This window comes from Streptomyces sp. NPDC006872 (genome assembly GCF_040635845.1).
Lineage (GTDB): Bacteria > Actinomycetota > Actinomycetes > Streptomycetales > Streptomycetaceae > Streptomyces.
In genome coordinates this window covers 325,953-348,075 of sequence record NZ_JBEYIL010000011.1, presented here as the reverse complement: position 1 = coordinate 348,075, position 22,123 = coordinate 325,953, and the positions used below count along the sequence as shown (strand labels likewise).

Sequence of the window (22,123 nt, the reverse complement as noted above, 5' to 3'; positions counted from 1 at the left end):
AAAGGTGGCGATCGACATGGCCGAACACCCGCACGCGATGCTCGTCCGCAAGGGGTACGAAGCTTTCACGCGGGGCGACATGGACGCCCTCAGAGGCATGATGACCGGGGACTGTACCCACCACGTGCCCGGTTCCCACCCCCTCTCGGGGGACTTCAAGGGCACCGACGCGATCATCGACATGTACGGTCGGCTCTTCTCGGAGACGGGCGGCTCGATGCAGGTCGAGATGAAGAGCGTCATGGTCGACGGCCGTGGACACGCCGTCTCCATGCACCGCTTCTCCGCCGACCGCAACGGCAAGCACATCGACGAGAACGGCTGCATCGTCTTCCGGATCGTCGGCGACAAGATCACCGACCTCGACGAGTGCCTTGAGAGCATCGACAAGAGCAACGACTTCTGGTCGTGAGCCTTCTGGTCGTGAGCATGCCGAAGGCCCCGGCCGCCGTCCTGGGGAAGGACGGAGGGCCGGGGCCTTCGGTTCAAGCCGATCAAGCTGTTGGATCCGCGCCCGCGTGGCGAACGCAGGCCGTGCGCGGACCCGTGGGTGCCGGTCGGGGGCGGATGAGAGAGGGCCCGCCCGAGTCCTTCCGGCGATCAGATCAGATAAGGGTTCAGCCCTTGAGGGTCTCGACCTTGGAAGCAAGCGCCGACTTCTTGTTGGCGGCCTGGTTCTTGTGGATGACGCCCTTCGAGACGGCCTTGTCGAGCTGACGCGCGGCAGCGCGCTGGTACTCGGTGGCCTTCTCGACGTCACCCGCGGCAGCGGCCTCGCGGGCCTTGCGGATCGCGGTCTTCAGGGAGGACTTGACGGCCTTGTTGCGCAGCCGAGCCTTCTCGTTGGTCTTGATCCGCTTGATCTGGGACTTGATGTTCGCCACGAAGTAAGCCTCTTCTATTTCCTGGTTTCGAATGTGCCCCGTGCTGAGAGGGCATGAGACACAGCTGCCCACGTTACCAGTGGACGCGAGAGTGGCCCAAACCGGTCCCCGGTCGCCACCCATGGGACCATGGAGCCTACGTATCGATCCGACCCGAGCCGCTGACCCTGCGGATACCTCAAGAATCAGGACCCTGCGTGCCCGCGACCCCTAAGAATGTGCCCGAGCCGAGCCGTACCCCCTCGGCTCAGATCCGCAATTTCTGCATCATCGCGCACATCGACCACGGCAAGTCCACGCTCGCCGACCGCATGCTCCAGCTGACCGGCGTGGTCGACCAGCGGCAGATGCGTGCTCAGTACCTCGACCGGATGGACATCGAGCGCGAGCGCGGCATCACGATCAAGTCCCAGGCCGTGCGGCTGCCCTGGGCTCCGACCCATGAGCCCGGCAACACGCACATCCTCAACATGATCGACACCCCGGGGCACGTCGACTTCACGTATGAGGTCTCGCGGTCGCTCGCGGCCTGCGAGGGGACCGTCCTCCTCGTCGACGCGGCTCAGGGCATCGAGGCGCAGACCCTCGCCAACCTCTACCTGGCGATGGAGAACGACCTCAAGATCATCCCCGTACTGAACAAGATCGACCTGCCGGCCGCGCAGCCGGAGAAGTTCTCCGAGGAGCTCGCCAACCTCATCGGCTGCGACCCGGCGGACGTCCTCAAGGTCTCCGCGAAGACGGGTCTGGGTGTCGAGGCGCTGCTCGACAAGGTCGTCGCCGAGGTCCCCGCCCCGGTCGGCGTCCACGACGCTCCCGCGCGGGCCATGATCTTCGACTCGGTGTACGACTCGTATCGCGGTGTCGTGACGTACGTCCGTGTCATCGACGGGCAGCTCAACAAGCGCGAGCGGATCCGGATGATGTCCACCGGCGCGACGCACGAACTGCTGGAGATCGGCGTCTCGTCCCCCGAGATGAAGTCGGCCGACGGGCTCGGGGTCGGTGAGGTCGGCTATCTGATCACCGGTGTGAAGGACGTCCGTCAGTCCAAGGTCGGTGACACCATCACCACCCTGCACAAGGGGGCGACCGAGGCGCTCGGCGGCTACAAGGACCCCAAGCCGATGGTCTTCTCGGGCCTGTATCCGCTGGACGGCTCCGACTACCCCGAGCTGCGCGACGCCCTCGACAAGCTGCAGCTCAACGACGCGGCGCTGGTGTACGAGCCGGAGACGTCCGCGGCGCTCGGCTTCGGTTTCCGCGTCGGCTTCCTCGGCCTGCTGCACCTCGACGTGATCCGGGAGCGGCTGGAGCGCGAGTTCGGGCTCGATCTGATCGCCACCGCGCCCAACGTGGTCTACCGCGTCGTCATGGAGGACCGCACCGAGCACACGGTCACCAACCCGAGCGAGTTCCCCGAGGGCAAGATCGACGACGTGTACGAGCCGGTCGTACGCGCCACGATCCTCGCGCCCTCCGAGTTCATCGGCTCGATCATGGAGCTGTGCCAGACCCGGCGCGGCACCCTGCTCGGCATGGACTACCTCTCCGAGGACCGGGTCGAGATCCGCTACACGCTCCCGCTCGCGGAGATCGTCTTCGACTTCTTCGACCAGCTGAAGTCCAAGACGCGCGGCTACGCCTCGCTCGACTACGAGCCCACCGGCGAGCAGGCCTCCAGCCTGGTCAAGGTCGACATCCTGCTGCACGGCGACAAGGTCGACGCGTTCTCCGCCGTCACCCACAAGGACGCGGCCTACGCCTATGGCGTGCGGCTCGTCGCCAAGCTGCGCGAGCTGATCCCGCGGCAGGCCTTCGAGGTGCCCATCCAGGCGGCCATCGGCTCCCGGGTCATCGCCCGCGAGACCATCCGCGCCATCCGCAAGGACGTCCTCGCCAAGTGCTACGGCGGTGACATCTCCCGGAAGCGCAAGCTGCTGGAGAAGCAGAAGGAAGGCAAGAAGCGGATGAAGATGGTGGGTTCCGTGGAGGTTCCGCAGGAGGCCTTCATCGCCGTTCTGAGCAGCGACGACAACGCGGGATCCGGCAAGGGCAAGAAGTAGCCGCCCGCAACGCCGATCTTCCGGGGCCCGTCACGCGAGAGCGCGGCGGGCCCCGGGTGCGTCCGGTGGTGCTCGTGTGGGCCGTCCTGGTGGAAATCGATCACCCGGAGCCCCTTACGCGCCGGGCGGTCGCCGCTTACTCTGATGCCTGCTCAATAGTTACTCGTGAGTTAAACAACAGCAGTCAGCCACCAGCCGCATTGAGCCAGCAACGCCGCGGGCGCCGGAGGATGTCGTGAGCGACACACAGACACTGATCGAGAACCGTCCGCCGTCGGTCGCGGGCCTCTTCCTGGAGCGCGTGGCGGCCACGCCCGACGTGGAGGCGTACCGGTACCCGGTGCCGGCCGCGTCCGGCGCGGGTCCCGACGAATGGAAGTCGCTGAGCTGGGCGCAGGCCGCCGAGCGGGTCTACGCGATCGCGGCCGGCCTCATCGAGCTCGGTGTGCAGGCGGAGCAGCGCGTCGCGCTCGCCTCCTCCACCCGGTACGAGTGGATCCTGGCCGACCTCGGCATCATGTGCGCCGGGGCCGCCACGACCACCGTCTACCCGCAGACCAACGCCGACGAGTCGGCGTTCATCCTCTCGGACTCCGAGAGCAGGGTGCTGATCGCCGAGGACGCGGCCCAGCTCGCCAAGGCGGTCGAGAAGCGCGCCGAGCTGCCCGCTCTCACCCATGTCGTCGTCATCGACCCGGCCGGCGTCGAGACCGGCGAGGACTGGATCCTCACCCTCGACGAGCTGGAGAAGCGCGGCGCGGCCCGGCTGGCGCAGGAGCCCGGGCTGATCAAGGACCGGGTCGCCGCGATCACCTCCGACCAGCTCGCCACCCTCATCTACACCTCCGGCACCACCGGTCGCCCCAAGGGCGTACGCCTCCCGCACGACAACTGGTCGTACATGGCCAAGGCGATCGCCGCGACCGGGCTGATCAGCGCCGAGGACGTGCAGTACCTGTGGCTGCCGCTCGCGCATGTCTTCGGCAAGGTGCTCACGTCCGGCCAGATCGAGGTCGGGCACGTCACCGCCGTCGACGGCCGCGTCGACAAGATCATCGAGAATCTGCCGGTCGTCCGGCCGACGTACATGGCGGCCGTGCCGCGCATCTTCGAGAAGGTCTACAACGGGGTCGCCGCCAAGGCCCGCGCGGGCGGCGGGGCCAAGTACAAGATCTTCCAGTGGGCCGTCGGGGTCTCCCGCGAGTACGCCAAGGCCGCACAGGACAACTTCCGCCGCACCGGCAGCGCCGCCGTCCCGTTCGGGCTCGGCGCCAAGCACAAGGTCGCCGACGCGCTCGTCTACGCCAAGATCCGCGAGGCCTTCGGCGGGAACCTGCGCGCGTGCGTGTCCGGCTCGGCGGCCCTCGCGCCCGAGATCGGCTACTTCTTCGCCGGCGCGGGCATCCACATCCTCGAGGGCTACGGCCTGACGGAGTCCTCCGCGGCCTCCTTCGTGAACCCCGGCGAGGCCTACCGCACCGGCACGGTCGGCAAGCCGCTGCCCGGCACCGAGGTGCGCATCGCCGAGGACGGCGAGATCCTGCTGCGCGGCCCCGGCATCATGGAGGGCTACCACGGGCTCCCCGAGAAGACCGCCGAGGTGCTGGAGGCCGACGGCTGGTTCCACACCGGTGACATCGGCGAGCTCTCGCCCGACGGCTACCTGCGCATCACCGACCGCAAGAAGGACCTGATCAAAACCTCCGGCGGCAAGTACATCGCGCCCGCCGAGGTCGAGGGACAGTTCAAGGCGGTGTGCCCGTACGTCTCCAACATCCTCGTGCACGGCGCCGACCGGAACTTCTGTACCGCGCTCATCGCCCTCGACGAGATCTCGCTCATGGACTGGGCGAAGGAGAACGGGCTGGCCGGAAAGTCGTACGCGGACGTCGTCGCCGCGTCCGCGACGGTCGAGCTCATCGACGGCTACGTCAAGCAGCTCAACGAGGGCCTCCAGCGCTGGCAGACCGTCAAGAAGTTCCGGCTGCTGCCCCGGGACCTCGACGTCGAGCACGGCGAGATCACGCCGAGCCTGAAGCTGAAGCGGCCGGTCGTGGAGCGGGAGTACAAGCACCTCATCGACGAGATGTACGCCGGAGCGCGCGAGGCGTGACGCACCACCCGTATTAGGCCAGTGCGCGGGGTGGGGGCGGAGTCCGAATGCTCGGATTCCGCCCCTCAACCGTGCGTCATCGAGCACGCGCGTACACGGGTGTGCACCTGCGCAGCACGCTTCTCGCTCATGACGGCCCACTTCGGTAACCCAGCGCTCATGGCCGGGATCGGTCTGTCACCCTGAGGGCATCCGAAACCGTCCGGGGAGCTGCGCATGGGGGCCATTCCGACCCAACGGGAGACCGTCTCCCGTGCCAACGGTGCGCCCGCGCACTCAGGTGGGCTCCCGCACGCCCGTACGACCCTGACCGGCGGCCCCCTCGCGCCCGGCGCCGCCCGCGCCCTGGTCCGCACCGCGCTCACGGAGTGGGTCGGCGCCGGCGCGCCCGGTCCCGGGGAACTCGGCGAGCGGTGCGCGCAGGACGCGATACTCGTCGTCAGCGAGCTCGTCACGAACGCCGTCGTCCACGCCGGCACCGACGTCGAGCTGGTCTGCCGGCTGGAGGACGAGCCCGGGCACCCCGACGGCTGCCTCGCGGTCGTCGTCGAGGTCTCCGACCACCACCCCTCCCGCGCCCCACGCGACGGCGCCGCCGCACCGCCGAACGAGACATCGTCGTACGAGACGCCGTCGGGGGGCGTGACGCCGTACGAGATGCCGGAGTACGGCCGGGGCCTGCGCCTGGTCGCCGCGCTCGCCGAGGCCTGGGGAGTGACGTACCGCAGGGGGGCGAAGACGGTGTGGGCGCGACTGACGCCGAGCGCCGAGCCCCACGACCTCGATCCGGCCGACGGCCCCGCCCCGGGTCTCCTCGAAGCGCTCGCCCCCGAGCCGCAGCCCGTCGGACGCGGCGACCCGGACTGGCTCAACCGCGGCGCCCTCTCCTTCCTCGCCGAGGCCTCCGACCTGCTCGCCGGACAGCTCGACGAGGACCTGGTGGCCGCGCTGACCGGCCAGCTCCTCGTGCCGCGGCTCGCCGACTGGTGCGCGGTGTGGCTGGAGGACGAGGTCGGCGGACGCGGTGACTGGGCCGGCGGGCCCGGTCCGCGGCTGGCCCGGGTCTGGCACGGCGGCGAGCACCTCATCGAGGAGCTGCGCCGGGCCCTGGAGAAGGACCCGCCGTGTCCGCCCGACGGCGGTCCGCAGTCCGGACCCGAGCCCTTCCCCTGGCCCGGCACGGTGCTCGGCCCGCGCGGCGCGTCGCTCGCCTACCGGCTGATCGCCGGCGGCCGCCCGCTGGGCACCCTGGTCATCGGCCGGGCCGGGCTGACCGCCTTTCCCGACGAGGTCACCGGGCTCGTCGAGGACCTCGGCCGCCGGGTGGCGCTCGCGATCGGCGCGGCCCGTCAGTACGCCCGCCAGGCCACCATCAGCGCCGTCCTGCAGCGCGGGCTGCTGCCCGGCGCGGTCGCCGAGATCCCCGGCGTGCGCAGCGCCCTCGTCTACGAGCCGCGCGAGCAGGGCGGGCCGAGCGGCGACTTCTACGACCTGTTCCCGGCGGGCGACGGCCGCTGGTGCTTCGCGGTGGGCGACGTGCAGGGCAAGGGCCCGGAGGCGGCCGTCGTCATCGGCCTCGCCCGGCCCTGGCTGCGGCTGCTGGCCCGCGAGGGCTACCGCGTCGCCGACGTCCTGGACCGCCTCAACCAGCTCCTTCTCGACGACGCGACCGAGGCCGCCGACGCCGCTGCCCGCGCCTTCGTCGGCCCCGCCGGACCGGGCGAGGGCCCGCAGACCCGCTTCCTCTCCCTCCTCTACGGCGAACTGGCCCCCTTCGAGGGCGGCGTCCGCTGCACCCTCGCCTCCGCCGGACACCCGCTGCCGCTGCTGCTCGCACCGGACGGCTCGGTGGCCACGGCCGGGCGCCCGCAGACCCTCCTCGGGGTCATCGAGGACGTCACGTACACCAGCGACAGCCTGGAGCTGCGGACCGGCGACAGCCTGCTGTGCGTCACCGACGGAGTCACCGAACGGCGGTCGGGATCCCGTCAGTTCGACGACGGCGACGGCCTGGCGACCGCGCTCGCCGGCTGTGCCGGGCTCGACGCGGAGCTGATCGCGGAGCGGATCCGACGGCTCGTGCACGAGTTCGGCGAGCAGCCGCCGGAGGACGATCTGGCGCTGCTGGTGCTGCAGGCGGACTGAGAGTGCGGGGGATCGGCTAGGGCGGGGGAGACGGGGCGGTCGCACCGGCGGATGTATCGTCCCGTTCGTGCTGATGGCGAAGAATGCCGTATTTGATGCGCCCACCCGCCGACGCGTCCTGATCGCGGGCGCGGGAATCGGGCTGACCGTGACCGCCTGCACCCGTGACGCCGATCCGCCGCAGGGCGCTCCTGGGCCCGCCCTCGACGGCGTGCGCCAGGCCGGGGTGACGACCTCGCAGCAGGCCACCGCGCTGCTGCTGGCGTACGACCTCGATCCCGAACTGCGCGGCGCGGCGGGCGCACGTGCGCTCAAGGCGGTGCTCGCCGCGTGGACCCACGCCCTCGCGGAGCCGGATTCACTGGTGGTGCCCGAGGTGCCCGAGGTGCCCGAGGCGAACGAGCCGGACGAGTCGGACGAGGCGGATGAGGCGGATGAGGCGAACGAGCCGGACGAGTCGGGTGGGTCGGGTGAGCCAGACGGGCCGGACTGGTCGGATGGGTCGGATGGGTCGAACGGATCCGGTGCGGCCCGTTTCACCGCCACCGTCGGCATCGGCCCCCGCCTGCCCGGCCGCCTCGGCGTCCCCGTCCCCGCCGCCCTGCGCGAGCTGCCGCCCTTCCCCGGCGAGCGTCTCGACCCTGCGCGCTGCGGCGGCGACGTGCTCGTACAGCTGTGCGCCGACAGCGCCGACGCCACCGAGGCGGCCGCCGCGACCCTGACCCGGCTGGCCGGGGACACCCTGCGCCCGCGCTGGCGGCAGGCCGGCTTCCTGCCGCCGTCCCCCGACGGCGGCGGCACCCCTCGAGACCTGCTCGGCTTCAAGAACGGCAGCGCCAACCCGACCGCCGAGGAGTGCGAACGCTGGGTCTGGACGGGCGACGCCACCTACCTCGTCGTCCGGCGCGTCCACCTGAGCGTCGAGGACTTCGCGCGGCTCCCCGTGCACCGCCAGGAAGAGATCATCGGCCGTCGCCGTGAGACCGGCGGCCCGCTGGACGGCGGCCCCGAGCACGCCGACGTCGACATCCACGCCAGGACCGCGCAGGGCGGCGGCGGCCGGTACGTCACCCCGCCGCACTCCCATGTCCGCGCCGCCAGCCCCACCCTCGACGCCGGCGCCCGGATGCTGCGCCGCGGCTACTCCTACGCCGACGGCCCCACCGACCAGGGCCTGCTGTTCCTCGCCTTCATGCGGGACCCGGCGCTGTTCACCCGGGTGCAGCGGCGGATGGCCGCGCGGGACGAGCTGAGCAGGTTCAGCGAGGCCCGGGGCTCGGCGGTGGCGTACGTCCTGCCGGGGGCGCGTCCGGGACGGCCGCTGGGGGCGGAGCTGCTCGGCTGAGCTGCCGGACTGCCGGACTGCCGGACTGCCGGACTGCCGGACTGCCGGACTGCTGGGCTGCCGGACTGCCGGGCCGAGCCGGCGGAACCGGGGCGGTGCGGACGTGCGGGACAATGGACCCCATGCCTTCCGCACTCCCCGACGGTGAGCCCGTCCCCACCGACGGTGCACTGCCCACGCACGCGCTCGCCGGCGCCGCCGACCGCCCCCTCGGGTTCTATCTGCACGTCCCGTACTGCGCGACCCGCTGCGGCTACTGCGACTTCAACACGTACACCGCCACCGAGCTGCGCGGCACGGGCGGTGTCCTCGCCTCCCGCGAGAACTACGCCGACACGTTGATCGACGAGGTCCGCCTGGCCCGCAAGGTCCTCGGCGACGACCCGCGCGAGGTCCGCACGGTCTTCGTCGGCGGCGGCACGCCGACCCTGCTGCCCGCGTCCGATCTCGTACGGATGCTGGGCGCGATCCGCGACGAGTTCGGGCTCGCGGCGGACGCGGAGGTGACGACGGAGGCCAACCCGGAGTCCGTCGACCCCGCCTATCTGGCCACCCTTCGCCGGGGCGGCTTCAACCGGATCTCCTTCGGCATGCAGAGCGCGAAGCAGCATGTGCTGCGCGTGCTGGACCGGACCCACACGCCGGGCCGCCCCGAAGCGTGCGTGGCGGAGGCCCGCGCGGCCGGGTTCGAGCACGTCAACCTGGACCTGATCTACGGCACCCCGGGCGAGTCGGACGACGACTGGCGGGCCTCGCTGGACGCGGCTCTGGGCGCGGGCCCGGACCATGTCTCGGCCTACGCGCTGATCGTCGAGGAGGGCACGCAGCTTGCCCGCCGGATCCGGCGCGGCGAGGTTCCGATGACCGACGACGACGTCCACGCCGACCGGTATCTGATCGCGGACGAGGTGATGTCCGCCGCGGGCTTCGACTGGTACGAGGTGTCCAACTGGGCGACCTCCGCCGCCGGGCGCTGCCTGCACAACGAGCTGTACTGGCGCGGCGCCGACTGGTGGGGCGCGGGGCCGGGCGCCCACTCCCATGTCGGCGGGGTGCGCTGGTGGAACGTCAAGCATCCGGGGGCGTATGCGGCGGCGCTGGCCGCTGGGCGCTCGCCGGGCGCGGGGCGTGAGCTCCTGTCCGACGAGGACCGGCGGGTCGAGCGGATCCTGCTGGAGCTGCGGCTCCGGGAGGGGGTGCCGCTGTCGCTGCTGCGGCAGGAGGGAGTCGCGGCGGCCGGGCGTGCGCTGGCGGACGGTCTGCTGGAGTCCGGGCCGTACGAAGAGGGGCGGGCCGTGCTCACCCTGCGCGGGCGGTTGCTGGCGGACGCGGTGGTGCGGGACCTGGTGGACTGAGGGTTTTTCGCCCCCGCCGCCCCTTCCCGTCCCGTCCCTGGGGGCTGCCGCCCCCAGACCCCCGCTTTCGGCCTGGACGGCCTCGTCCTCAAACGCCGGACGGGCTGGGAATCGTCACGAAGTCGATCAGTTCCTCGACCCTGCCCAGCAGCTCCGGCTCCAGGTCCCTGTACGAGTTCACCCGGGCCAGGATCGCCTGCCACACCGCCCCCGTGTTCTCCGGCGGCCAGCCCAGCGCGCGGCAGACGCCCGTCTTCCAGTCCTGGCCGTGGGGGACGCGGGGCCAGGACTCGATGCCGACGGACGACGGCTTCACCGCCTCCCAGACGTCGATGTACGGGTGGCCCACGACCAGGGCGTGCTCACTGGTGACCGACCGGGCGATGCGCCATTCCTTCGTGCCGGGGACGAGGTGGTCCACCAGGATGCCCAGCTTCGCGTCCGGGCCCGGTGCGAAGTCGGCGACGATCTTCGGGAGGTCGTCCACGCCCTCCAGGTACTCCACGACCACGCCCTCCACACGCAGGTCGTCGCCCCAGACCTTCTCGACCAGCTCGGCGTCGTGCCGGCCCTCGACGTAGATGCGGCCGGCGCGGGCCACACGCGCGCGTGCGCCGGGGACGGCGACCGAACCGGAGGCGGTGCGGGTGGGGCGTACGGGACCGGCTGACGGGCGTACGAGCGTGACGACTCGGCCCTCCAGCAGGAAGCCGCGGGGCTCCAACGGGAACACGCGGTGCTTGCCGAAGCGGTCCTCCAGGGTCACCGTGCCCGCCTCGCAGCGGATCACCGCGCCGCAGAAGCCGGTGCCCGGCTCCTCCACCACCAGGCCGGGCTCCGCCGCGACCTCGGGGACGGGCTGGGGCTTCTTCCACGGCGGGGTCAGATCGGCGGAGTACTGGCGCATTCGGATGACGATAGGAGAAGCCGTGACCGGATGACTACGACACGCCGAATCGTGCCGCCAGCGCGTCCCGCTGCGCCCGCACGAACGCCGCGTCCACCACCGCTCCGTGCCCCGGCACGTACAGCGCGTCCTCGCCGCCGAGGTTCAGGAGCCGGTCGAGGGCGGCGGGCCAGTGGGAGGGGACGGCGTCCGGGCCCGCCTGCGGTTCGCCGGACTCCTCGACCAGATCGCCGCAGAAGACGACCTCCGGCGAGCCGGGGGCGGCGGGGACCAGGATCGCCAGATCGTGGGCCGTGTGGCCCGGGCCCACGTTCGCCAGCAGGACCCGGCGGCCCTCGCCCAGGTCGAGGGTCCACTCGCCGCAGACCAGATGGCGGGGCCGGACGAGCGTGTCCACGGCCTCCGTCGCCGCCGTCTCGTCCAGGCCGTTGCGCACCGCGTCCGCCCGCAGCTCCTCGGCCGACACCGTGTCCACGCCCACCGCCCCGAAGACCTCCGCGCCCAGGAACGCGGCCGCGCCGAGGACATGGTCGAAGTGGGGATGGGTGAGCGCGAGATGGGTCACACGCCCGCCGGTGAGCTCCTCGGCCTGCGCCCGCAGCCGGGCTCCCTCCACGAGGCTCGACCCCGCGTCGACCATCAGCACCGCGCCCGCCCCGACGACCAGCCCGACGGTGCAGTCCCAGCCCGGCAGCCGGCATCGTCCGACCCCTGGCGCGACCCGCTCCCACCCGAGCTCTTCCCAAGTCACCGTCATACCGCGACGCTAGCCCCATATCGCCCCCGCCCGACCACCTGCCGTCGGCCGACCTTGCCCCCGGTGTACCCCACAGCCGTACACTGGGCCGGGGAACGCTGGCACTCGGAAGCGAAGAGTGCCAGGGACGGTGTCAGGGCAGGCGCCCAGGGGACTGGGGACGACTTCTGGAGGTGTGCGCGGTTGCTGAGTGAACGCAGGCTCCAGGTGCTGCGCGCCATCGTCCAGGACTACGTCGGCACCGAGGAGCCGGTCGGTTCCAAGGCGCTCACCGAGCGGCACAACCTCGGCGTCTCCCCGGCGACGGTCCGCAACGACATGGCCGCCCTGGAGGACGAGGGGTTCATCGCCCAGCCGCACACCAGTGCCGGGCGGATCCCCACGGACAAGGGCTACCGGCTGTTCGTCGACAAGCTGGCCGGCGTCAAGCCGATGACCGGTCCGGAGCGCCGGGCCATCCAGAACTTCCTCGACGGAGCCGTCGACCTCGACGATGTGGTGGCCCGGACCGTTCGGCTGCTCGCGCAGCTCACCCGGCAGGTCGCCGTCGTGCAGTACCCGTCGCTGACCCGCTCGACCGTGCGGCACGTGGAGCTTCTCTCGCTCGCGCCCGCACGCCTGATGCTCGTGCTGATCACGGACACCGGGCGGGTCGAGCAGCGGCTCGTGGACTGCTCGGCGCCCTTCGGGGAGACGTCTCTGGCGGATCTACGCGCGCGGCTCAACAGCCGGGTCGCGGGCCGCCGCTTCGCGGACGTGCCGCAGCTGGTCGAGGACCTGCCGGAAGCCTTCGAGGCGGAGGACCGCGGCACGGTCACGACGGTGCTCTCCACCCTGCTGGAGACGCTCGTCGAGGAGAACGAGGAGCGGCTGATGATCGGCGGCACCGCCAATCTCACCCGCTTCGGACATGACTTTCCCCTCACTATCCGGCCCGTCCTGGAAGCCTTGGAGGAGCAGGTCGTGCTCCTCAAGCTCCTTGGCGAGGCGGGAGATTCGGGCATGACCGTACGCATCGGTCACGAGAACGCCTATGAGGGACTCAACTCCACTTCGGTGGTGTCGGTCGGCTACGGTTCGGGCGGCGAGGCAGTCGCCAAGCTCGGCGTGGTCGGACCGACCCGCATGGATTACCCGGGAACGATGGGAGCGGTACGAGCGGTGGCACGGTACGTCGGACAGATCCTGGCGGAGTCCTGAGTGGCCACGGACTACTACGCCGTTCTCGGCGTGCGCCGCGATGCGTCGCAGGAAGAGATCAAGAAGGCCTTCCGGCGGCTCGCTCGCGAGCTGCACCCGGACGTCAACCCGGATCCGAAGACCCAGGAGCGGTTCAAGGAGATCAACGCCGCTTACGAGGTGTTGTCGGACCCGCAGAAGAAGCAGGTCTACGACCTGGGCGGCGACCCGCTGTCCCAGGCGGGCGGCGGAGCCGCGGGCGGCTTCGGGGCCGGTGGCTTCGGCAACTTCTCGGACATCATGGACGCGTTCTTCGGGACGGCGTCGCAGCGCGGGCCGCGCTCGCGCACCCGGCGCGGCCAGGACGCGATGATCCGGCTGGAGGTCGACCTCGAGGAGGCCGCCTTCGGCACGACGAAGGACATCCAGGTCGACACGGCGATCGTCTGTGCCACCTGCAGCGGTGAGGGCGCGGCTCCGGGCACGACCGCCCAGACGTGTGACATGTGCCGCGGCCGCGGTGAGGTGTCGCAGGTGACGCGGTCCTTCCTGGGCCAGGTCATGACCTCGCGGCCGTGTCCGCAGTGCCAGGGCTTCGGAACCGTGGTTCCCACGCCCTGCCCGGAGTGCGCCGGTGACGGCCGCGTCCGCTCCCGCCGCACGCTCACGGTGAAGATCCCGGCCGGTGTCGACAACGGCACCCGGATCCAGCTGGCGGGCGAGGGCGAGGTCGGCCCCGGCGGCGGTCCCGCCGGCGATCTGTACGTGGAGATCCACGAGCTGCCGCACGCGATGTTCCAGCGCCGCGGCGACGACCTGCACTGCACGGTCACCCTCCCGATGACGGCGGCCTCGCTCGGCACGAAGGTGCCGCTGGAGACGCTGGACGGCCTGGAGGAGGTCGACATCCGGCCCGGCACCCAGTCCGGCCAGTCGATCCCGCTGCACGGCCGGGGCGTCACACATCTGCGGGGCGGCGGACGCGGCGACCTCATCGTGCACGTCGAGGTGCAGACGCCGACCAAGCTCGACCCCGAGCAGGAGCGGCTGCTGCGCGAGTTCGCCAAGCTGCGCGGCGAGGAGCGGCCCACGGGTCAGTTCCAGCCCGGTCAGCAGGGCCTGTTCTCGCGGCTGAAGGACGCCTTCAACGGGCGCTGAGCCCACCGAAAGGCAACCGAAAGGCACCGAAAGGTCAGCCCCAAGGGCGACCGGAAGGTACCGGCCACCGGCACGCGTGCCGGTGGCCTATGCCGATGGACGGCCGGATTCGGACTTGTTCGGAGGACGTGACAACATGCCGTCATGTCCTCCGCACTGACCGATCTCTTCCCTCATCCGATCGTGCAGGCCCCGATGGCGGGCGGTGTCTCCGTCCCGCAGCTCGTCGCGGCCGTGGCCGAGGCGGGCGGGCTCGGGTTCCTCGCCGCCGGGTACAAGACGGCCGACGGCATGTACCAGGAGATCAAGCAGCTGCGGAGCCTCACCGGCCGCCCCTTCGGCGTGAACCTCTTCATGCCCCAGCCCGAGTATGCGGAGACGGGCGCCGTCGAGGTCTACGCCCATCAGCTGGCCGGTGAGGCCGCCTGGTACGAGACCGAGCTCGGCGACCCCGACAGCGGCCGCGACGACGGCTACGACGCCAAGCTCGCCGTGCTGCTCGACAACCCGGTGCCGGTCGTGTCGTTCCACTTCGGCGTCCCGAGCCGCGAGGCACTGGACTCCCTGCGCAGCGCGGGAACGTTCACCCTGGTCACGGCGACCACCGTCGACGAGGCACTCGCGGTGGAGCGGGCCGGCGCCGACGCGGTGATCGTGCAGGGCGTGGAGGCCGGCGGCCACCAGGGCACCCACCGGGACACCCCGGAGAACGACCGCGCCGGCATCGGCCTGCTCTCGCTGCTCGCCCAGGTCCGTGCGTCCGTCGGCCTGCCGATCGTCGCTGCGGGCGGCCTCATGCGCGGCAGCCAGATCGCCGCGGTCCTCGCGGCCGGCGCGAGCGCGGCCCAGCTGGGCACCGCGTTCCTCGCCACGCCCGAGTCCGGCGCGCACGCCGTGCACAAGCAGGCGCTGACCAACCCCCTGTTCGTCCGCACCGAGCTGACCCGCGCCTTCTCCGGACGCCCGGCCCGCGGCCTGGTCAACCGCTTCCTGCGCGAGCACGGCCCGTATGCGCCCGCCGCCTACCCGGAGGTCCACCACCTCACCTCGCCGCTGCGCAAGGCGGCCGCCAAGGCGGGCGACGCGCAGGGCATGGCCCTGTGGGCGGGCCAGGGCCACCGGCTGGCCCGCGAACTGCCCGCCGGGCAGTTGGTGGAGGTCCTGCTGTCCGAACTCGCCGAGGCGCGGACAGCGTTGCCGGAGCTCGCCGTGGACGCTCCGGCGGACGAGGACGGCGGCGACCGATGACCGCGCCCGTCTTCGTCGTCGACGAACTGCCCGCCGGCCGCGCCGAGTTCGTGCTGGACGGTCCCGAGGGCCGGCACGCCGTCTCCGTGAAGCGGCTGCAGGCCGGCGAGGAGGTCGTCCTCACCGACGGCGCCGGACGCTGGGCGCAGGGCGAGGTCGTCGCAGCCGAGGGCAAGGACCGGCTGGTCGTGCGCCTGAAGGAGGTGACCGAGGAGCCCGTCGAAGCGCCCCGGATCACCGTCGTCCAGGCGCTGCCCAAGGGCGACCGGGGCGAGCTGGCCGTGGAGACGATGACCGAGACCGGCGTCGACGCGATCGTGCCGTGGGCGGCCTCGCGCTGCATCACGCAGTGGAGGGGCGAGCGCGGGGCGAAGGCGCTCGCCAAATGGCGGGCCACCGCCCGCGAGGCCGGCAAGCAGTCCCGCCGGGTCCGCTTCCCCGAGGTCGCCGAGGCGGCGACGAGCAAGCAGGTGGCGGCACTTCTGGCGCGGGCCGACTTCGCCGCCGTCCTGCACGAGGACCGCGACTACCGCAGCGAGCCGCTCGCTGTCGCCCAACTCCCCGCCGAGGGTGAGATCGTGCTCGTCGTGGGACCCGAAGGGGGCGTGTCCCCGGACGAGTTGGCGCTCTTCGAGGAGGCGGGCGCGAAGGCGTACCGGCTCGGGCGGAGCGTCCTGCGCACCTCGACCGCGGGCACGGCCGCCGCCGCCCTGATCCTGGGCAGAACCGGCCGCTGGTCCTGACCTCCCGACCGTGAGCGCGGTCCCGATCGTGGCCGCATACGGGCTTCCGCACCGCCCGGCCGAGTGGCACGCTGCCCTCCATGGGGGCATTGAGGCGGATTTGGCTTCTGGTGGGCGCGGCCGTGCTGGCGGGTGGCGTGGTGGCCTGTGAACCGGGCGGGCTGAGCAGTATGTCCGTGGCGTACACCACCGACGAGGCGGCGACGGCCGAACTCGGGCGGCGGGACGTGGACGTGCGCTGGCTGACCTGCACGGCTCAGTACAAGGACCCGGAGAAGGCGGGGACCGTCGCCTCCGTCGACTGCCAGGGGGAGACCGGCGACGGACGGGACATCACCGTCACCGGGTCGGTCGCCCGGGCGGTCGACGGGGCGTGTGTGCGCGGCGATCTGACCGCCGTCGTCGGGAAGAAGCAGCTGTTCCGGGTGACCGGGCTCGGCGACTGCAAGTCCGCGACGCCGTCGCCCGTCAAACCCTCCGGCTCCACGCAGCCCGGCGGCCGGCCGACGGTCACCGTGACGGTGACCGTCACCGAGACCGTCCACGGCGGCAATGGTGCAGGTAAGTGAGCGAAACCCCTGACCAGCGGCCTCGCCGTTGCATACAGTGATCCGGTGACACAGTCCGCGACGCCTGCTGCGTATCTCAGATTCCCGCACCTGCACGGCGAGTTGGTGGCCTTCGCCGCCGAGGACGACGTGTGGCTCGCGCCCCTCGACGGCGGCCGCGCCTGGCGGGTCAGCGCCGACAACATGCCGGTCTCCCTCCCGCGCATCTCGCCCGACGGCACCACCGTCGCCTGGACCTCCGCCCGGGACGGCGCCCCCGAGGTGCATATCGCCCCGGTCGACGGAGGCCCGTCGACCCGGCTGACGTACTGGGGGAGTTGGCAGACCCGGGTGCGCGGCTGGACCCCGGAGGGCCGGGTCCTCGCCGTCAGCACCCACGACCAGGCGACCCTGCGCCGCAGTTGGGCCCGCGCCGTCCCGGTGGACGGCGGACCGCCGACGACCCTGCCGTACGGGCCCGTCGGCGGGGTCGCCTACGGCCCGCACACCGTGCTGCTGTCCGCGCCGATGGGCCGCGAGGCCGCCCACTGGAAGCGCTACCGGGGCGGCACGGCGGGCAAGCTGTGGATCGACCGGGAGGGCGACGGCGAGTTCGTCCGGCTGCACCAGGAGCTGGACGGCAACATCGAGTACCCGGTGTGGGCGGGGGACCGGCTCGCGTTCCTGTCCGACCACGAGGGCACGGGCGCCCTGTACTCGTCGCTCGCCGACGGCTCCGACCTGCGCCGGCACACCGCTCTCGACGGCTTCTACGCCCGGCAGGCCGCCGGTGACGGCACTCGGGTCGTGTACATGTCCGCGGGCGAGCTGTGGCTGCTGGACGACCTGGACGGCGCCGAACCCCGCCGCCTCGACGTCCGGCTCGGCGGCCAGCGCACCGACCGCCGCCCCTACCCGGTGACCGCCGCCCGCTGGCTGGGCGGGGCCGCGCCCGACCACACCGCGCGCGGCAGCGCCGTGGAGGTGCGCGGCGCCGTCCACTGGGTCACCCACCGCGCCGGACCCGCCCGCGCGCTCGCCGCCGAACCCGGCGTCCGGGCGAGGCTGCCGCGCACCTTCCGCACGGAGGGCGAGGAGTGGGTGGTGTGGGTGACGGACGCCGAGGGCGAGGACGCCCTGGAGTTCGCGCCGGCCACCGGCCCGGCCCCCGGCGCCACCCCGCGCCGGCTCGCCGCCGGACGGCTCGGGCGGGTCCTGGAGCTCGCCATGGCGCCCGACGGCAGCCGGGCCGCCGTCGCCGCGCACGACGGACGGCTGCTGCTCGTCGAGCGGGAGACCGGCGAGGTCCGCGAGGTCGACAGCAGCCCCGACGGCGAGGTGTCCGACCTGGTCTTCTCGCCGGACTCGGCATGGCTGGCCTGGTCGCATCCCGGGCCGCGCCCGCTCAGCCAGCTCAAGCTCGCCAACGTCACCGACCTGTCGGTCACCGAGGCGACCCCGCTGCGCTTCCGTGACTACGCGCCCACGTTCACCCTCGACGGCAAGCACCTCGCGTTCCTCTCCACCCGCGCCTTCGACCCGGTCTACGACCAGCACGTCTTCGACCTCTCCTTCGTGGCCGGCGCCCGCCCGCACCTCATCACCCTCGCGGCGACGACGCCGTCCCCCTTCGGACCGCAGCGGCACGGCAAGCCGTTCGAGGCGTCGGACAAGGAGGAGACGCCCGACAGCGAGGGCACCCCGACCACCCGGATCGACCTGGAGGGCCTCGCCGACCGGATAGTGCCCTTCCCCGTCGAGGCCGGCCGCTACTCGGGGCTGGCCGCGGCGAAGGACGGCGTGCTGTGGCTGCGGCACCCCGTGCGCGGTGTCCTCGGCGCCTCCCGCGCCACCCCGGACGACCCCGATCCCGACACCGAGCTGGAACGCTACGACCTCGCCCAACAGCGCCTCGAACACCTCTGCGCCGACGCCGACGGCTTCGAGGTCAGCGGCGACGGCAAGCGGCTGCTGCTGTGGACCGACGGCAAGCTCAAGGTCGTCCCCAGCGATCGGCGGGCCTCCGGCGACGAGGACAGCGACAGCAACATCACCGTCGACCTCAGCCGGATCCGCCGCATCGTCGACCCGGCCGCGGAGTGGCGGCAGATGTACGACGAGACCGGCCGGATCATGCGGGACAACTTCTGGCGGCCCGATCTGGGCGGCGTCGACTGGGACGGCGTCCTCGACCGCTACCGGCCCGTGCTCGACCGGGTCGCGACCCACGACGACCTCGTCGACCTGCTGTGGGAGGTGCACGGCGAACTCGGCACCTCGCACGCCTATGTCATGCCGCGCGGCGGCGGGGGCGGCGGCGCCCGGCAGGGGCTGCTCGGCGCGGACGTCTCCCGGCACGAGGACGGCAGTTGGCGCATCGACCGCGTCCTGCCCTCGGAGACCTCCGACCCCGACGCCCGTTCTCCGCTCGCCGCGCCGGGCGTGGCGGTGCGGGCCGGTGACGCGGTCGTCGCCGTCGGCGGACAGCCGGTGGACCCGGTCACCGGGCCCGGACCGCTGCTCGTCGGGACGGCGGGCAAGGTCGTCGAGCTGACGATCTCGCCGTCGGGCGGGGGCGAGCCGAGGCATGCGGTCGTCGTCCCGGTCGCGGACGAGGAGGCGCTGCGCTACCACGCGTGGGTCGCGGACCGGCGGGCGTATGTGCACGAGGCGTCGGGCGGGCGGCTGGGGTATCTGCACGTGCCCGACATGCAGGCGCCGGGGTGGGCCCAGATCCACCGTGACCTGCGGGTCGAGGTGGCCCGGGAGGGGCTGATCGTGGACGTCCGGGAGAATCGCGGCGGGCACACCTCCCAGCTCGTCGTCGAGAAGCTCGCGCGGCGGATCGTCGGCTGGGACGTGCCGCGCGGCATGCGGGCGTCCAGCTATCCGGAGGACGCGCCCCGGGGGCCGGTCGTCGCCGTCGCCAACGAGTTCTCCGGCTCGGACGGGGACATCGTCAACGCGGCGATCAAGGCGCTCGGGATCGGGCCGGTGGTGGGCACGCGCACATGGGGCGGGACGATCGGGATCGACAGCCGGTACCGGTTGATCGACGGGACGCTCGTCACCCAGCCCAAGTACGCGATCTGGCTGGAGGGTTACGGCTGGGGCGTCGAGAACCACGGCGTCGACCCGGACGTGGAGGTGGTCTGCGCTCCGCAGGACTACGCGGCGCAGCGGGACGTACAGCTGGACGAGGCAGTACGCCTGGCGCTGGCCACACTGGAGTCGGCGCCTGCGAAGACGCCGCCCGGTATGCCCACCTAAGGGGCGCGGGGCTGTATCGATATGCGGCTCCGCCGCGGGGCGCGAGCAACCAAAGATCACCCGCACCCGACGACGATACGATGCGCACACTCACCCGCACTACCGAGGGGACCGCATGGCAGGGGAACCGCAGGACGACTGTCTGTTCTGCAAGATCGCCGAGGGGCACATCCCCGCGACGATCGTCCGTGAGACGGAGACGACCGTCGCGTTCCGGGACATCAACCCCCAGGCGCCCACGCACGTCCTGGTGATCCCGAAGGTGCACTATCCGACCGCCGCCGCCCTCGCCGTCGCCGAACCCGTCATCGCCGCGGACGTGCTGCGCGAGGCCCAGACCGTCGCCGACGAGGACAAGCTGGAGAGCTACCGCATCGTCTTCAACACCGGCGCCGGCGCGGGCCAGACCGTGTTCCACGCCCACGCGCACGTCCTCGGCGGCCGCGGTCTGCACTGGCCCCCCGGATAGGTCGCCGTGTCCGTACGCGAACTCGTGGTCCTCGGCACCGCCAGCCAGGTCCCGACCCGGCACCGCAACCACAACGGCTACCTGCTGCGCTGGGACGGTGAGGGCATCCTCTTCGATCCCGGCGAGGGCACCCAGCGTCAGATGCTGCGTGCCGGGGTGGCCGCGCACGACCTCAACCGGATCTGCGTCACCCACTTCCACGGCGACCACTCCCTCGGCCTCGCCGGCGTCATCCAGCGCATCAACCTGGACCAGGTCCCGCACCCGGTCACCGCGCACTACCCGCGCTCCGGGCAGCGGTTCTTCGAGCGGCTGCGCTACTCCACCGCCTACCGCGAGACCGTCGGCGTCACCGAGGCCCCGGTCGACGCGGACGGACTCCTCGCCGACGCCCCTTCCTACCGGCTGGAAGCCGCCAGGCTCTCGCACCCGGTCGAGTCCTACGGCTACCGGATCGTCGAGCCCGACGGCCGCCGCATGCTGCCCGAGCGGCTCGCCGAGCACGGCGTCAAGGGGCCGGACGTCGGCCGGATCCAGCGGGAGGGGTCCCTCGACGGCGTCTGTCTCGACGACGTCAGCGAGGTGCGCCGCGGACAGCGGTTCGCGTTCGTCATGGACACCCGGCTGTGCGAGGGGGTGCACGCGCTCGCCGACGGCGCCGACATGCTCGTCATCGAGTCGACCTTCCTCGACGAGGACGAACAACTCGCCGTCGACCACGGTCATCTGACAGCCGGCCAGGCGGCGCGGGTGGCCCGTGACGCCGGGGTGCGGCATCTGGTCCTGACCCATTTCAGCCAGCGTTACTCCGAGCCGGACGAGTTCGAGCGGCAGGCGCGCGCGGCCGGGTTCGACGGTGAGCTGACCGTGGCGCACGACCTGCTGCGAGTACCGGTTCCGAAACGGCACTAAAACGGCCGTACGATGCTTTGATGTCCCTCCCCAAAGCTGAACTGCACCTGCACATCGAAGGCACCCTGGAGCCGGAGCTGGCCTTCGAGCTGGCCGCCCGCAACGGGGTGGCGCTGCCCTACGCCGACACGGAAGCGCTCCGCAAGGCCTATGCCTTCGATGACCTGCAGTCCTTCCTGAACCTGTACTACGAGCTCATGGCGGTCCTGCGCACCGAGCGGGACTTCGAGGACCTCGCGAACGCCTACCTCGCCCGCGCCGCCGCGCAGGGCGTACGGCATGCGGAGATCTTCTTCGACCCGCAGGCCCACCTCGCCCGGGGCGTGTCGATGGGCACGGTGGTCGAGGGGCTGTGGCGGGCGCTGGGCAGGAGCGAGGCCGACCACGGGGTCTCCACCCGCCTCATCCTCTGCTTCCTGCGCGACGAGTCCGCCGACTCGGCGCTCGAGACGCTGGAGGCCGCGAAGCCCTACCTCGACCGGATCACCGGCGTCGGACTGGACTCCGCCGAGGTCGGGCATCCGCCGGTGAAGTTCCGCGAGGTGTACGAGGCCGCGGCCGCCCTCGGGCTGCGGCGGGTCGCGCACGCCGGTGAGGAGGGGCCGCCGGAGTACATCACACAGGCCCTCGACGTCCTCGGCGTGGAGCGCGTCGACCACGGGCTGCGCTGCATGGAGGACCCGGCGCTCGTCGAGCGGCTGGTGCGGGAGCGGATCCCGCTGACGCTGTGCCCGCTGTCCAACGTACGGCTGCGGACCGTCGACGTCCTCGCCGACCACCCGCTGCCCGCGATGCTGGACGCCGGACTGCTGTGCACGGTCAACTCCGACGACCCCGCCTACTTCGGCGGCTACGCGGGCGACAACTTCGACGCCGTGCGCACCGCCCTCGGCCTGGGCGAGGAGCGGCTGCGCGAGCTGGCCCGCAACTCCTTCGTCGCCTCCTTCCTGGAGGACGACGAGGAGCGGCGGGCGCGGTATCTCGCCGAGGTGGACGCCTACACCTTCTGAGCCCGCCGGCCGGG

Annotated in this window: 18 protein-coding genes; 15 read left to right on the top strand and 3 right to left on the bottom strand. The window is 72.1% G+C overall.

Features of this window, described 5'->3' with window-relative positions; all coding sequences use genetic code 11:
• The first annotated feature begins 16 nt into the window (after positions 1-16).
• Positions 17-412, top strand: coding sequence for a nuclear transport factor 2 family protein (locus ABZ725_RS31425; RefSeq protein WP_358805917.1), 396 nt, complete (start codon positions 17-19; stop codon positions 410-412).
• 205 nt (positions 413-617) lie between these two features.
• Here the strand turns inward: ABZ725_RS31425 and rpsT are convergent, their stop codons facing one another.
• On the bottom strand, positions 618-884 hold the full coding sequence (gene rpsT, locus ABZ725_RS31420) for a 30S ribosomal protein S20 (protein ID WP_020127768.1): 267 nt from the start codon (positions 882-884) through the stop codon (positions 618-620).
• 197 nt (positions 885-1,081) lie between these two features.
• Here rpsT and lepA point away from each other — a divergent pair, with 197 nt between their 5' ends.
• The 5 genes from lepA to hemW all read left to right on the top strand — a co-directional run bounded on the left by lepA (position 1,082) and on the right by hemW (position 9,908).
• Positions 1,082-2,950 (top strand): translation elongation factor 4, encoded by a 1,869-nt coding sequence (gene lepA / locus ABZ725_RS31415; RefSeq protein WP_351915629.1) that lies wholly within the window; start codon positions 1,082-1,084, stop codon positions 2,948-2,950.
• Positions 2,951-3,185: 235 nt separating this feature from the next.
• A complete protein-coding gene (locus ABZ725_RS31410) occupies positions 3,186-5,063 on the top strand; it encodes an AMP-dependent synthetase/ligase (RefSeq protein ID WP_358805869.1) in 1,878 nt (625 codons plus the stop codon).
• A gap of 216 nt (positions 5,064-5,279) precedes the next feature.
• Positions 5,280-7,208, top strand: a complete 1,929-nt coding sequence (locus ABZ725_RS31405; protein WP_358805868.1) for a SpoIIE family protein phosphatase — start codon at positions 5,280-5,282, stop codon at positions 7,206-7,208.
• A gap of 73 nt (positions 7,209-7,281) precedes the next feature.
• Positions 7,282-8,553 carry a Dyp-type peroxidase gene (locus ABZ725_RS31400; RefSeq protein WP_358805867.1) on the top strand — a complete coding sequence of 424 codons (1,272 nt, stop codon included), beginning with the start codon at positions 7,282-7,284 and terminating at the stop codon, positions 8,551-8,553.
• Positions 8,554-8,675: 122 nt separating this feature from the next.
• Positions 8,676-9,908, top strand: coding sequence for a radical SAM family heme chaperone HemW (hemW, locus tag ABZ725_RS31395; RefSeq protein ID WP_358805866.1), 1,233 nt, complete (start codon positions 8,676-8,678; stop codon positions 9,906-9,908).
• A gap of 88 nt (positions 9,909-9,996) precedes the next feature.
• Here hemW and ABZ725_RS31390 read toward each other — a convergent pair whose 3' ends face one another.
• Together ABZ725_RS31390 and ABZ725_RS31385 are read right to left on the bottom strand one after the other, a co-directional pair.
• A complete protein-coding gene (locus ABZ725_RS31390) occupies positions 9,997-10,815 on the bottom strand; it encodes a DUF3097 domain-containing protein (protein ID WP_358805865.1) in 819 nt (272 codons plus the stop codon).
• 34 nt (positions 10,816-10,849) lie between these two features.
• Positions 10,850-11,572: an MBL fold metallo-hydrolase gene (locus tag ABZ725_RS31385; protein WP_358805864.1), complete on the bottom strand. Its 723-nt coding sequence runs from the start codon at positions 11,570-11,572 to the stop codon at positions 10,850-10,852.
• A gap of 183 nt (positions 11,573-11,755) precedes the next feature.
• Between ABZ725_RS31385 and hrcA the strand changes: the two genes are divergently transcribed.
• From hrcA to ABZ725_RS31340, 9 genes are all read left to right on the top strand, one after another.
• Positions 11,756-12,772: a heat-inducible transcriptional repressor HrcA gene (hrcA, locus tag ABZ725_RS31380; RefSeq protein WP_358805863.1), complete on the top strand. Its 1,017-nt coding sequence runs from the start codon at positions 11,756-11,758 to the stop codon at positions 12,770-12,772.
• A complete protein-coding gene (gene dnaJ / locus ABZ725_RS31375) occupies positions 12,773-13,909 on the top strand; it encodes a molecular chaperone DnaJ (RefSeq protein ID WP_351915642.1) in 1,137 nt (378 codons plus the stop codon).
• Positions 13,910-14,053: 144 nt separating this feature from the next.
• Positions 14,054-15,157, top strand: coding sequence for a nitronate monooxygenase (locus ABZ725_RS31370; protein ID WP_358805862.1), 1,104 nt, complete (start codon positions 14,054-14,056; stop codon positions 15,155-15,157).
• Complete coding sequence (locus ABZ725_RS31365) at positions 15,154-15,900, top strand: 16S rRNA (uracil(1498)-N(3))-methyltransferase (RefSeq protein WP_358805861.1); 747 nt, start codon at positions 15,154-15,156, stop codon at positions 15,898-15,900. The genes ABZ725_RS31370 and ABZ725_RS31365 overlap by 4 nt, the downstream gene beginning before the upstream one ends.
• A gap of 80 nt (positions 15,901-15,980) precedes the next feature.
• Entirely contained in the window at positions 15,981-16,469 is a 489-nt protein-coding gene (locus ABZ725_RS31360) for a hypothetical protein (protein ID WP_358805860.1), read from the top strand.
• A gap of 45 nt (positions 16,470-16,514) precedes the next feature.
• A complete protein-coding gene (locus ABZ725_RS31355) occupies positions 16,515-19,718 on the top strand; it encodes a S41 family peptidase (RefSeq protein WP_358805859.1) in 3,204 nt (1,067 codons plus the stop codon).
• A gap of 115 nt (positions 19,719-19,833) precedes the next feature.
• Positions 19,834-20,187, top strand: coding sequence for a histidine triad nucleotide-binding protein (locus ABZ725_RS31350; RefSeq protein ID WP_351917678.1), 354 nt, complete (start codon positions 19,834-19,836; stop codon positions 20,185-20,187).
• Between the two features lie 6 nt (positions 20,188-20,193).
• A complete protein-coding gene (locus ABZ725_RS31345; protein WP_358805858.1) occupies positions 20,194-21,099 on the top strand; it encodes a ribonuclease Z in 906 nt (301 codons plus the stop codon).
• A 20-nt stretch (positions 21,100-21,119) separates the two neighbouring features.
• On the top strand, positions 21,120-22,109 hold the full coding sequence (locus ABZ725_RS31340) for an adenosine deaminase (RefSeq protein ID WP_358805857.1): 990 nt from the start codon (positions 21,120-21,122) through the stop codon (positions 22,107-22,109).
• The last annotated feature ends 14 nt before the right edge of the window (positions 22,110-22,123 follow it).